The sequence below is a fragment of the Kineococcus sp. NBC_00420 genome, from assembly GCF_036021035.1.
Lineage (GTDB): Bacteria > Actinomycetota > Actinomycetes > Actinomycetales > Kineococcaceae > Kineococcus.
Window position 1 is genome coordinate 2,541,070 of the sequence record NZ_CP107930.1, and the last position, 13,488, is coordinate 2,554,557.

5 protein-coding genes and 3 rRNA genes are annotated in these 13,488 nt (G+C 64.9%); 2 read left to right on the top strand and 6 right to left on the bottom strand.

Annotation, left to right across the window (positions count from 1 at the left end; all coding sequences use genetic code 11):
* Positions 1-29: 29 nt before the first annotated feature.
* The 3 genes from OG218_RS12390 to OG218_RS12400 form a co-directional block, all read right to left on the bottom strand.
* The gene (locus tag OG218_RS12390) at positions 30-866 is read right to left on the bottom strand and encodes an aldo/keto reductase (protein ID WP_328293532.1); all 837 of its coding nucleotides are present in this window, start codon (positions 864-866) and stop codon (positions 30-32) included.
* Entirely contained in the window at positions 863-2,587 is a 1,725-nt protein-coding gene (locus OG218_RS12395; protein WP_328293533.1) for a GH39 family glycosyl hydrolase, read from the bottom strand. Before OG218_RS12395 ends, OG218_RS12390 begins: the two co-directional genes overlap by 4 nt.
* A gap of 69 nt (positions 2,588-2,656) precedes the next feature.
* A complete protein-coding gene (locus tag OG218_RS12400) occupies positions 2,657-3,370 on the bottom strand; it encodes a GntR family transcriptional regulator (protein ID WP_442906387.1) in 714 nt (237 codons plus the stop codon).
* Between the two features lie 206 nt (positions 3,371-3,576).
* On the opposite strand from OG218_RS12400, the gene OG218_RS12405 reads away from it, so the two are divergent.
* A complete protein-coding gene (locus OG218_RS12405; RefSeq protein ID WP_328293535.1) occupies positions 3,577-5,412 on the top strand; it encodes an ABC transporter ATP-binding protein in 1,836 nt (611 codons plus the stop codon).
* Positions 5,409-7,172 (top strand): ABC transporter ATP-binding protein, encoded by a 1,764-nt coding sequence (locus OG218_RS12410; RefSeq protein WP_328293536.1) that lies wholly within the window; start codon positions 5,409-5,411, stop codon positions 7,170-7,172. The genes OG218_RS12405 and OG218_RS12410 overlap by 4 nt, the downstream gene beginning before the upstream one ends.
* A 237-nt stretch (positions 7,173-7,409) precedes the next feature.
* On the opposite strand, the gene rrf is transcribed toward OG218_RS12410, so the two are convergent.
* The 3 genes from rrf to OG218_RS12425 all read right to left on the bottom strand — a co-directional run bounded on the left by rrf (position 7,410) and on the right by OG218_RS12425 (position 13,052).
* Positions 7,410-7,526 (bottom strand): 5S ribosomal RNA (rrf, locus tag OG218_RS12415).
* Between the two features lie 206 nt (positions 7,527-7,732).
* A 23S ribosomal RNA gene (locus OG218_RS12420) occupies positions 7,733-10,916 on the bottom strand.
* A 617-nt stretch (positions 10,917-11,533) separates the two neighbouring features.
* Positions 11,534-13,052, bottom strand: a 16S ribosomal RNA gene (locus tag OG218_RS12425).
* The 16S, 23S and 5S rRNA genes sit together here, the layout of an rRNA operon.
* Positions 13,053-13,488: the final 436 nt, after the last annotated feature.

The following is a 13,488-nucleotide window of genomic DNA, read 5'->3' on the forward strand; positions in this document are numbered from 1 at the left end:
GGTGATCGTCCTCGCCATCGAAGGACCTCCTACCGGATCTGGCTGAGCGAGAAGGTGGTCGGGTCGCCACCGATGCGGTGCCCGCGTTCCAGGGCCGTGATCGACGCGACCTGCGCGTCGGTGAGTTCGAGCCGGGCCGCGTCGAGGTTCTCCTGCATGCGGTCCCGGCGCGAGGACTTCGGGATGACGACGTGCCCCCGGTGCAGGTGCCAGGCCAGCACCACCTGCGCGGGGCTCGCGCCGTGCGCCCGGGCCACGTCCTGCACCGCGGGGTCGTCCAGGTCGGCTCCCTGCCCGAGCGGGGAGTACGCCTCCACGACGATCCCCCGTTCCGTGCAGGTGCGGACGAGGTCCCGCTGCTGGAAGGTCGGGTGCAGTTCGATCTGGTTCACGGCGGGCGGTGGCCCGTCGAGGGCGTCGAGGTGCTCGACGAGGAAGTTCGACACCCCCACCGCCCGCACCCTGCCCTCGGCGTGGAGGCGCTGCAGCGCGGCCCAGCTGTCCCGGTAGCGACCTGCCGCGGGGTTCGGCCAGTGGACGAGGTAGAGGTCGAGGAACTCGACCCCGAGCCGCTCGCAGGAGTCGTCGTAGGCGCGCAGGGTCTGCTCGAACCCCTGGTCGCCGTTGCGCAGCTTGGAGGTGAGGAACACCTGGTCGCGGGCGACCCCGGAGGACCGCAGGGCGGCCCCCACTCCCGCCTCGTTCGCGTAGGCCGCGGCGGTGTCGACGTGCCGGTACCCGAGGGCGAGGGCATCCTCGACGACCCGCTGCGCCTCCGCCGCAGGGACCTGGAACACCCCGAGTCCCAGCTGCGGCATCACGACGTCGTCGGCGAGTCGCACCGCCGCCAGCGACGGGGTGCTCACCTCGGCTCCAGCACGAACATCGAGACCGAGGGCAGCGGGAGCGCGACGGTCGTCGAGAACGTACCGCTCTCGACGGTGACCGACCGGGTGGGTTCGAGTTCCTCGAGACCCTGCTTCGCCCTGATCGCGGCGATCTCCTGCTCGCTCGGGTTCTGCGGGCTCCCCAACCCCGTCCACGCGGTGTGGGAGTTGCTGTGGACGGCATCGATGCGGTGGTGGCTCAGCGAGTAGTCCCGACCGGACAGGCCCTCGACCCGCAGGTCCACGGGCACCGGTCCGTCGTCGCTGCGGTACTGGTCGTCGGTGTGCCGCCACACGAGGACGGTCACCCGGCCCGCGGCGTCGCTGGAGGCCAGCACGTCGACCTCCTCGCGCATGCTGCGGCCGTCACCGGAGTCGAGGTCCTCGGCCGGGCTCATGGCGTCCGAGGTCGCCGCCAACCGCCGGCCGCCGAGGCGGGCCATCATGCGGTAGGCGTTGAGGAAGGGTTTCTCGATGCCTCCCGCGGTGAGGAAGCTCCGGGTGCCCTCGAAGAACCGCTCGCCCTCGAAGTAGAAGCTCCAGGACGTGGCCTGCTCGACCTTCACCTCCTCGGACTCGTTGAGGTCGAGGATCTTCTTGAACAGCTTGACCTGGAACACCGGGTAGTACTCGGTGTTCTGGAACTGGAAGTTCGCGTTGTCGTAGACGCTGAAGTGCGCGGGGACCCCCGCGTCGCACTCGTCGACGATGGCGGGGAGCGACCGGTACTGCGGGAACTCGGCGATGACCTGCTGCATGCGGCGGATCTCGTAGAGCATCTTGTGCGCCGAGGGGCTCTGCTGCTCCGGTGCGGGGGCACCCGTCGGGCCGTAGACCCGCCAGGGCGTGAACGCCGACCCCTTGGTGTGGAAGGAGACGAAGTCGAGGGGGGTGTCGTGCTCCGAGGTGTGCTGCAGGAACGTGCGCAGGAACTCCACGCCACCGCCGGTGACGGCCGGCCCGCCGACCTTGGCGTCCGGCAGGACGCTGCGGACGGCTTCGGCAGTCACGGTGTAGAGCTCGCAGAACTGTTCCGGTGTTCCCTTCCAGTAGAAGATGTCCGGTTCGTTCCACAGTTCCCAGAGCCACTCGCGGACCTCGTCGGCCCCGTAGCGCTCCAGGCAGTGCCGGGCGTGCTCGGCGACCAGACCCCGCCACTTCTCGAAGTCCTTGGGCGGGTAGGCCCAGGCCCCGGCCTCGTAGTTGCTGTAGACGGTGGGGCTCGAGACGACCTTCAGCTCGTCGGCCTCCGGCGGCAGCAGGTCGCGCGGGGTGAACGCGAGTTCCACCAGGACGTGGTGACCGGCCTCGACGATGGAGTCGTAGGTCTGGTCGACGATGGTGAAGTCGTAGACCGGGTTCCCGTGCTCGTCCTCGTGGTAGACGTTCCCGTTGCCCCAGTGCGGGATCCCGAAGCCGGTGCCCGAGCAGAACACGTAGTGCGGGCGCACCAGGAACGGCCGGGGCGAGAGTTCCCCGAAGGTCTTCAGCAGCCGACGGCCGGTGGGGGTGTAGGTCCAGTTGATCTCGTCGTAGCCGATGCTCTCCCAGATGCGGGCCAGTGGTCCGGTCTCGCGGGACGCGTCGACGACGACGGTCGCGGATCCGACGTGCGGCGCGGTGGGGTCGCTGGGTGCGGAGCGCGGGAAGTGGTTGGTGTCGGTGGACAGGCCGGGGTTGTGAGCAGTGCTGGTGCTCATGGGGCGCCTTCCGGGCGTGGGTGATCGCGACGTCGCGAACGGGAGTGGTGGAGGGGGTGGAGCAGTGGGTCAGGCGTGGGCGGCGTCGGGGGCGTCGTACGCCCCGAGCGCGCGGTCCCGGGCCTCGGTGATGTGTGCGGCCATCGCCGCACGGGCGACGGCCGGGTCACCGGAACGGAGTCCGGCGAGGACACGGGTGTGCTCGGCGACGCAGTGGTCGGAGTCGGTGACCCCGCCGCCCCCGAAGAGGCGGAACCGTTGGATCTGGCCGCCGAGGGCGGTGTACGCCGACATCAGGAACTCGTTCCCGGTGGCCCGGGCGATGATCCGGTGGAACCGTTCGTCGGCTTCCCAGTACTGCCGGAACTCGTGGAACGACGGCCCGAGGGGTGCCGCCGCGAGGTCGTGCACGGCGAGCTCGAGTTCGGCCAGGAGTTCGGGGGTGAGGTGGTGCGCGGCGAGCTCGGCGAGCGCCGGCTCCAGGACGAGCCGGGCCTGCATGAGCCGGACGAGCTCTTCGGGCGTTGCCACGGGGGCGACCCGGTAGCCCTTGAGGGCGGTCCGGCGGACCAGTCCCGTGGACTCCAGGCGGGCGAGCGCCTCGCGGACGGGTGTCTGCGAGACCTCGAACTGCCGGGCGAGACCGTCGATCCCGAGGGTGGCGCCCGCCTGCAGTTCGCCGTCGATGAGCAGGTCGAGGACCGCGTCGTAGACGTGGTCGGCGAGCATCTGCCGGCTCGGCGCCAGAGACCGTCGCGTCGTCGGCTGATCCACGAACGTCATCGTAGACAGCCCTCCTGAGGGGGGTGGTGGAGAACGGGTGGTGCGGCACGTGGATCACCTCCTCGACCTCAGCTCTGCGGTGAGCTGATGTCGTAAACCGTAGATCGTGCACGATCTACGGTCAAGGGTCTCCGCCCGGTGTTTCGGAGAAACATCGAGCCGTCGGCTGAGACGCGGGGCAGACCCTCCTGTGAAAGGGTTTACCAGTGAGCGGCACCTTCATCATCGGCGTGAAGACACTGGCCCGGGGCGTCCGCGAGGAGCCGCGCCCCTTCCGGATCGCCATCGTCGGCTCGCTCATCTACGGCATCGGCAACGCGGCCTCGGGATGGATGATCGGGCGCGTCACGAACCGGATCGTCGTCCCCGCCCTCACCGGGAGCGCCTCGATCAGCGCCGGTGACGTGTGGCTGGCCGGCGCGACGCTCATGGCGATCACGCTGGTGCTGGTCGGCGGCGTCCTGCTGCGCCGCATCTTCGGTGGCGCCTTCACCTACGCCCTGCAGGCCCGCTACCGACGGCTCCTGTCCCGTCGCTACCTCGATCTCCCGCTGGCCTGGCACCACGCCCACCCCGCCGGACGGCTGCTCGCGACCGCGGGTTCGGACGTCGAGGCCATGTGGCAGGCGACCCTCGTGCTGCCCTTCGCCCTGGGGACTGCCGTCCTCATCCTCTTCGCGGGGATCGCGATGGTCTCGGCCGACCCCGTCCTCGCGGCGGTGGGTCTCATCGTGGTTCCCGCGCTGGTGATCGCGAACATCGCCTACCAGCGCCGGATGTCCCCGCTCGTCGTCCGGGTGCAGCACCTGCGCGGTGAGGTGTCGACGACCGCCCACGAGAGTTTCGAGGGCGCCCTCGTCGTGAAGACCCTGGGCCTGGCCGACGACGAGGTCGACCGGTTCCGCGGGGACGCCGAACGCCTGCGCGACGCCAACGTCGCCGCCGGCCGGACCCGCGGCGCTTTCGACCCCATCATCGAAGCCCTCCCCTCGCTCGGGACCCTGATGGTCCTGGTGCTGGGAACGGTGCGGGTGGCGGCCGGGACCACCACCGTCGGCGACCTGGTCCAGATCGCCTACCTGCTGGGCCTGCTCGCCTTCCCTGTCCGCTCCTTCGGCTGGCTGCTGGCCGACCTCCCCCGCACGGTCGCCGGCGACGCCCGGGTGCAGGACGTGCTCCAGTCCGACGAGACGACCCCCTGGGGTGCCCGACCCGTCGACGCGGGTGGCCCGCTGACCGTCTCGACGACGGACCTGTCCTACCGCCACCCGGCCCCGGCCGTGGACCCGCTCGCCGAGGAACCCGCGAAACCCCACCCGGCCCCCGTGCCCGTCCTCTCGGACGTGACCCTCGACGTCACCGCCGGTACGACGGTCGCCATCGTCGGCGGCACGGGTGCGGGGAAGTCGACGCTGGCCGGTCTCCTCGTGCGGCTGGTCGACCCGACGACCGGTCACGTGCTGCTCGACGGGGTCGACGTGCGCGAACTCGCCGAAGGCGCGATCGCCGGCGCCGCCTCGCTCGTCCCCCAGTCGACCTTCGTCTTCGACGACACCATCCGCGGCAACGTCGCCCTCGGCCTCGACGTCACCGACGACGAGGTGTGGGAGGCCCTGGAGCTCGCGCAGGCCGAGGGATTCGTGAAGTCGTTGCCACTGGGCCTGGACGAACTCGTCGGTGAACGAGGCTCGACGTTGTCCGGCGGTCAGCGCCAACGACTCGCCCTGGCGCGCGCCCTGGTGCGGCGACCCCGACTCCTCGTGCTCGACGACGCGACCAGCGCGCTCGACCCGACCGTCGAGCGAGCCGTCCTCGACGGGTTGGAGCGGACGGGGATCGGGACGACGGTCGTCGTCGTGGCCTACCGCCCTGCGACGATCGCCCTCGCCGACGAGGTGGTGCACCTGGAACACGGCCGGGTCGTCGACCGCGGGCCCGCCGCCGAGGTGGAAGCACGCGACGCGGGCTACCGGGAACTGGTGACGGCTTACGCACGAGCAGCCGCGGCGCGTGCCGCTGCCGAGGAGGAAGAAGTCGCGTGAGCACCGCAACGACCGTCGAGCGCGGGGTCATCGCCCGGGCGAAGGAACTCACGCCGGAGTTCGCGGAGGGCCTCGGGGTGACCCTCGCGATCGCCGCGGCGACCACGCTGGGGAAGCTGACCGTCCCCATCGCGGTGCAGCAGACGATCGACACCGGCGTCGAGGCCGGCGGTGGGCCCGACGTCGGGCACGTCGTCCTCCTCTGCGCGCTGGCGGCCCTCGTGCTGCTGGTGACCTCGGGAACCGCGTGGCTCGTCAACGTCCGGTTGTTCCAGGCCACCGAGGCGGGGCTCGCGAGCCTGCGGGTGCGGGCCTTCCGCCACGTCCACGACCTCGCCGTCCTGACCCAGAGCGGCGAACGGCGCGGATCCCTGGTGAGTCGCGTGACCAGTGATGTCGACACCATCTCGACGTTCCTGCAGACGGGCATGCTCGTCCTCGTGCTGTCCGCCGGCCAGGTGCTGCTCGCGACGGCGCTGATGTTCTTCTACTCGTGGCAGTTGGCGCTGGTGGTCATCGGCTGCTTCGTCCCGCTCGTCCTGGCCCGGCAACGACTGCAGCGCCCGGTGTCCCGCGCCTACCAGGCGGTCCGGGCCCGAATGGGCGAACTGCTCGCCGCCATCTCGGAGACGGTGGTGGGCGCTGACGTGATCCGCGCCCACGCGGCGTCGGACCGCTCGTGGCGCCGCATCGACGGCGCGATCGAGGCGCACCGCCAGCAGGCGGTGAAGGCCCAGACCGCGACAGCCGTGACGTTCACCGCCGGTGTCTTCGTGTCCGGTCTCGTCAGCGCCCTCGTCATCGTCCTCGGAACCCTGCTCGGGCTCGCCGGGGACATCACCCTCGGCAAGATGCTGGCGTTCCTGTTCCTGGCCCAGCTGTGGGTGGGCCCCGTCCAAGCGGCGACGGAGGTCCTCAACGAACTGCAGAACGCGCTCGCCGGCTGGCGTCGCGTGGTCGACCTCATCGACACCCCCGTCACCGTGCCCGAACCCGCGACACCGCGGACGCTGCCCACCGGCCCGATCGACGTGCGCGTGGACGACGTCGCCTACTCCTACCCGGGGACCGACAAGGTCGTCCTCGCCGGGGTGTCCCTGTACTTCCTCGCCGGCTCGCGCACCGCGATCGTCGGCGAGACCGGTTCCGGCAAGACGACGCTGTCCCGCCTCATCACCCGCTTGGTCGACCCCACGTCCGGGACGGTGCTGCTGAACGGCGTCGACGCCCGCGACCTGCCGTCGAGGGAATTGCACCACCGCGTGGTGGCCGTCCCGCAGGAAGGTTTCCTCTTCGACGCGACCGTCGGCGAGAACGTACGCCGCGGCCGCCCCGGTTCCACCGAGGACGACGTACGTGCTGCGTTCGTCGACCTGGGCCTCGGCGGCTGGCTCGACGGCCTCCCCGAAGGTCTCGATACCCCTGTAGGCCAACGCGGAGAACGACTCTCGGCCGGCGAACGCCAACTGGTGGCCCTCGCCCGCGCCCACCTCGCCGACCCCGACCTGCTCGTCCTGGACGAGGCCACGTCGTCGGTGGACCCCGCGACAGAGGTCCGGTTGCAGCGGGCCCTCGAGGGCGTTCTCAGCGGTCGGACGTCCGTCGCCATCGCCCACCGGTTGTCGACGGCGGAAGCCGCGGACACCGTGATCGTCGTCGATGCCGGTCGTGTCGTCGAGGTCGGCTCAGCGGCAGAGCTCGCCCACGCCGGCGGTCCCTACTCGCGCCTGCACGCCTCGTGGACGGCACAGCACGCCTGATCTGTCACCTGATCTGTCACCTGAGCTCGCCCGGGCCGGCGGCTATCGCGACGGTTCTCTGCGCCGAGGCAGAGCAGGTCTTGGTGTTGCCGCCGATCACGTCGGGTGGACCCCCGCGGTCTGAAGATCCCTCCCCCACGACATCGCGGGAAGGACGCAACTACACCCGGAAACACGTGTGGGGAGCAACCCCTAGAAGGGTTGCTCCCCACACGCTTACCCACTACAAGAGTGAGTGGCCGGCGGTGACCTACTCTCCCACCCAGTCTCCCGAGCAGTACCATCGGCGCAGGTGGGCTTAGCTTCCGGGTTCGGAATGAGACCGGGCGTTTCCCCACCGCTATGACCACCGGACCACAAAGGCCAGGATCAAACCACACCCCCCACCCCCACGAATAGGACTGGAGCATGTGTTCGAGTTCTCTCCCGAGAACCACACAATGGACGCGAACACCACAACAGCAGTGAAATCGTTAGTTGGATTGTTATCACACTCACCCCGACCCACCAAACCCACCACCATCAACCCAAAGAGTCGACACGGCGGCAGCTGGTGCGTGGTAGACAAGTGATCGGCTTATTAGTACCGGTCAGCTCCACAGCTCTCTCGTCGCTGCTTCCACACCCGGCCTATCAACCCCGTGATCTACAGGGAGCCTCCCACCCCTTCAACAGGGCACGGAAACCTCATCTCGAAGCAGGCTTCCCGCTTAGATGCCTTCAGCGGTTATCCCTTCCGAACGTAGCCAACCAGCCATGCTCCTGGCGGAACAACTGGCACACCAGAGGTTCGTCCGTCCCGGTCCTCTCGTACTAGGGACAGCCCTTCTCAAGTTTCCAACGCGCGCAGCGGATAGGGACCGAACTGTCTCACGACGTTCTAAACCCAGCTCGCGTACCGCTTTAATGGGCGAACAGCCCAACCCTTGGGACCTACTCCAGCCCCAGGATGCGACGAGCCGACATCGAGGTGCCAAACCATGCCGTCGATATGGACTCTTGGGCAAGATCAGCCTGTTATCCCCGGGGTACCTTTTATCCGTTGAGCGACCGCGATTCCACACTCCACGGCCGGATCACTAGTCCCGACTTTCGTCCCTGCTCGACCTGTCGGTCTCACAGTCAAGCTCCCTTGTGCACTTACACTCAACACCTGATTGCCAACCAGGCTGAGGGAACCTTTGGGCGCCTCCGTTACTCTTTAGGAGGCAACCGCCCCAGTTAAACTACCCATCAGGCACTGTCCCTGATCCGGATCACGGACCGAAGTTAGACATCCAGAACGACCAGAGTGGTATTTCAACGATGACTCCACCATCACTAGCGTGACCGCTTCACAGTCTCCCACCTATCCTACACAAGCCGTCCCGAACACCAATACCAAACTATAGTGAAGGTCCCGGGGTCTTTCCGTCCTGCTGCGCGTAACGAGCATCTTTACTCGTAGTGCAATTTCGCCGAGTTCGCGGTTGAGACAGCGGGGAAGTCGTTACGCCATTCGTGCAGGTCGGAACTTACCCGACAAGGAATTTCGCTACCTTAGGATGGTTATAGTTACCACCGCCGTTTACTGGCGCTTAAGTTCTCAGCGTCCCCACTTGCGTGGGTAACCGGTCCCCTTAACGTTCCAGCACCGGGCAGGCGTCAGTCCGTATACATCGTCTTGCGACTTCGCACGGACCTGTGTTTTTAGTAAACAGTCGCTTCCCCCTGGTCTCTGCGGCCCTCAAACGCTAGCCCGCAAGGAGCTTCACGTCTCAGGCCCCCCTTCTCCCGAAGTTACGGGGGCATTTTGCCGAGTTCCTTAACCACGATTCACTCGAACGCCTCGGTATTCTCTACCTGACCACCTGAGTCGGTTTAGGGTACGGGCGGCTCGAACCTCGCGCCGAGGCTTTTCTAGGCAGCATGGGATCACCCTACTTCCCCCCGAAAGGGTCACCATCAGGTCTCAGACACGACATTGAAGTCAGAAGTGCGGATTTACCAACACCTCGCCCTACACCCTTGGACGTGGACAACCATCGCCACGCGGAAGCTACCCTCCTGCGTCACCCCTGTTAATACGCTTGACTACTACCGGATCGGATCACACGCTCCACCAACCACCACCCGAAGGCGCCGGCGGCTTAGGGTGCTTAGCATCCCCGGCCTCACCATGGACGGTTCTACGCCGGTACGGGAATATCAACCCGTTGTCCATCGACTACGCCTGTCGGCCTCGCCTTAGGTCCCGACTTACCCAGGGCGGATGAACCTAGCCCTGGAACCCTTGGTCAATCGGCGGACGGGTTTCTCACCCGTCATTCGCTACTCATGCCTGCATTCTCACTCGCGTGCAGTCCACAACCCATCACCAGGCTGCTTCACCCCACACACGACGCTCCCCTACCCATCCACACACCTGCCCACCAACACCCAACCCCCACCCACAACCCGAAGGCCACAGACAAAGATCACTGCTGAAGAGAGATTAATATGTGAATGCCACAGCTTCGGCGGTGTACTTGAGCCCCGCTACATTGTCGGCGCGGAATCACTTGACCAGTGAGCTATTACGCACTCTTTCAAGGGTGGCTGCTTCTAAGCCAACCTCCTGGTTGTCTGCGCAACTCCACATCCTTTCCCACTTAGCACACGCTTAGGGGCCTTAGCTGATGATCTGGGCTGTTTCCCTCTCGACTACGAAGCTTATCCCCCGCAGTCTCACTGCCACGCTCTCACTTACCGGCATTCGGAGTTTGGCTGACGTCAGTAACCCGGTGGGGCCCATTAGCCATCCAGTAGCTCTACCTCCGGCAAGAAACACGTGACGCTGCACCTAAATGCATTTCGGGGAGAACCAGCTATCACGGAGTTTGATTGGCCTTTCACCCCTACCCACAGCTCATCCCCCAGGTTTTCAACCCTGGTGGGTTCGGTCCTCCACGCGGTCTTACCCGCGCTTCAACCTGGCCATGGGTAGATCACTCCGCTTCGGGTCTAGAGCACGCGACTATAGGACGCCCTATTCGGACTCGCTTTCGCTACGGCTACCCCACACGGGTTAACCTTGCCACGCACCACTAACTCGCAGGCTCATTCTTCAAAAGGCACGCCGTCACAGGTACAAGCCTGCTCCGACGGATTGTAGGCACACGGTTTCAGGTACTATTTCACTCCCCTCCCGGGGTGCTTTTCACCATTCCCTCACGGTACTTGTCCGCTATCGGTCATCAGGAAGTATTTAGGCTTACCAGGTGGTCCTGGCAGATTCACACGAGATTCCACGAGCCCCGTGCTACTCGGGACATGCTCCCAAGGAGGCCGCAATGTTTCGCCTACGGGGGTCTCACCCACTACGCCGGACCATCCCAGGCCCTTCGGCTACACCACGACTTTCTCACTCCCCGACCAGGTGGTAGCCCAGTCCAGAACACTCCCACAACCCCAACCCCGCAACCCCTACCAGGTATCACACGGAACTGGTTTAGCCTCATCCGCTTTCGCTCGCCACTACTCACGGAATCACTATTTGTTTTCTCTTCCTGTGGGTACTGAGATGTTTCACTTCCCCACGTTCCCTCCACACACCCTATACATTCAGGTGCGGGTGACCGCCCATGACGACGGCCGGGTTTCCCCATTCGGACACCCTCGGATCAACATTCGGTTGCCAACTCCCCGAGGCTTATCGCAGGCTCCCACGTCCTTCATCGGCTCCTGATGCCAAGGCATCCACCATGCGCCCTTACACACTTGACCACCACACACCACCCACCACCACCAACCCACCCGAAAGCAGGACAACAGCAGCAGAGCAGACATGCAGGTCAAGGCGAAACTGCAATAAAAACCCAAACCACAAAGACAGTACGGACCACCACCCACCGAAGTGAGATGACAGCCCGCTCATCAGAGGATTATCACTCGACGAACATCACTACTTTCACGCCCCTCAAAGGAGCGCTACTTGATGCTCGCGTCCACTGTGCAGTTCTCAACAGACAACCCGCACCCACCCCGTAGAGACCGACACCAGACACCCGAGAAAACTCTCGAGCCGATGTGAACGATCAGGGCAGGCCCAGACCAAGACACCAACCACCAGCCATGCCCGAAAGCACGCCAGCCGGCCGGTCCCTCAGGACCCAACAGTGCGCCAGACACCCCCCGACCCCCACCCCACGTTCCACCCAGATCGAAACCCGGGGTACTAGCGACGCGAGACGTCGAAGAGATGCCGTGTTGATGTTCCACCCTTGAGCACCAGCCGCCGAACATACGCCGACGAAACTGGCCCATCCCCACCACACCTCATACCCCACGAAGGAGGCCTGAGACCTGAGATTCAACTCAGTGACGGGGTTGATGCTCCTTAGAAAGGAGGTGATCCAGCCGCACCTTCCGGTACGGCTACCTTGTTACGACTTCGTCCCAATCGCCAGTCCCACCTTCGACAGCTCCCCCCCTTACGGGTTGGGCCACCGGCTTCGGGTGTTACCGACTTTCATGACGTGACGGGCGGTGTGTACAAGGCCCGGGAACGTATTCACCGCAGCGTTGCTGATCTGCGATTACTAGCGACTCCGACTTCACGGGGTCGAGTTGCAGACCCCGATCCGAACTGAGACCAGCTTTTTGGGATTCGCTCCACCTCACGGTATCGCAGCCCTCTGTACTGGCCATTGTAGCATGCGTGAAGCCCAAGACATAAGGGGCATGATGATTTGACGTCATCCCCACCTTCCTCCGAGTTGACCCCGGCAGTCTCCCATGAGTCCCCACCATAACGTGCTGGCAACATGGAACGAGGGTTGCGCTCGTTGCGGGACTTAACCCAACATCTCACGACACGAGCTGACGACAACCATGCACCACCTGTACGCGACCAACTAAATGACACCCCATCTCTGGGATTCCACCGCGCATGTCAAGCCTTGGTAAGGTTCTTCGCGTTGCATCGAATTAATCCGCATGCTCCGCCGCTTGTGCGGGCCCCCGTCAATTCCTTTGAGTTTTAGCCTTGCGGCCGTACTCCCCAGGCGGGGCGCTTAATGCGTTAGCTGCGGCACGGAATCCGTGGAATGGACCCCACACCTAGCGCCCAACGTTTACGGCATGGACTACCAGGGTATCTAATCCTGTTCGCTCCCCATGCTTTCGCTCCTCAGCGTCAGTAACTGCCCAGAGACCCGCCTTCGCCACCGGTGTTCCTCCTGATATCTGCGCATTTCACCGCTACACCAGGAATTCCAGTCTCCCCTACAGCACTCTAGTGTGCCCGTACCCACTGCAAGCTCAGAGTTGAGCCCTGAGTTTTCACAGCAGACGCGACACACCGCCTACGAGCTCTTTACGCCCAATAATTCCGGACAACGCTTGCACCCTACGTATTACCGCGGCTGCTGGCACGTAGTTAGCCGGTGCTTCTTCTGCTCCTACCGTCACTTTCGCTTCTTCGGAGCTGAAAGAGGTTTACAACCCGAAGGCCGTCATCCCTCACGCGGCGTCGCTGCATCAGGCTTTCGCCCATTGTGCAATATTCCCCACTGCTGCCTCCCGTAGGAGTCTGGGCCGTGTCTCAGTCCCAGTGTGGCCGGTCGCCCTCTCAGGCCGGCTACCCGTCGTCGCCTTGGTAGGCCATTACCCCACCAACAAGCTGATAGGCCGCGAGCCCATCCCCAGCCGAAAAACTTTCCACCCACACTCGATGCCGAGGCAGGTCGTATCCGGTATTAGCCACCGTTTCCAGTGGTTGTCCCAGAGCCAGGGGCAGGTTGCTCACGTGTTACTCACCCGTTCGCCACTGATCCACCCCGAAGGGCTTCACCGTTCGACTTGCATGTGTTAAGCACGCCGCCAGCGTTCGTCCTGAGCCAGGATCAAACTCTCCGTCGAAAAACCTACGACCACACCACCACCAAAAGCAGCAGCACAGCCAAGATCTTTAGCACTTCATAGTTGACCCTTGGACTCGAAAACCCCACCCCCCACTGGCGTGAAAGAGGCGGAGATCAATCCCAAAGGAACCCCAAACCATCACCCACCCACGCAGAAAACGCAGCGCAGTGACAGTCGATTGGGGGTTGATACATATATGGCATCAACATTTTTGGCACACTGTTGAGTTCTCAAGAACCGGACGCACCCACCCACAACAACCCCCACACAGAGGGCCACCCGAAGAGGGGCAACTTTCCCACCTTAACCACCAACCAGGCCAAACTGCAACCCAGCCGCGATCAAGGCTTCCGGCGCCACCCGTCAGACGCGGACCACCCAAGCTGCGAAGCTCCGGTTTTCCGCCCCGTCGGGGCGACATGAGGAACAGTAC

Bases quoted from the DNA above. Each gene is read 5' to 3' on its own strand.
- OG218_RS12395 (WP_328293533.1), bottom strand. From the start codon at position 2,587: ATGAGCACCAGCACTGCTCACAACCCCGGCCTGTCCACCGACACCAAC.
- OG218_RS12400 (WP_442906387.1), bottom strand. From the start codon at position 3,370: ATGACGTTCGTGGATCAGCCGACGACGCGACGGTCTCTGGCGCCGAGC.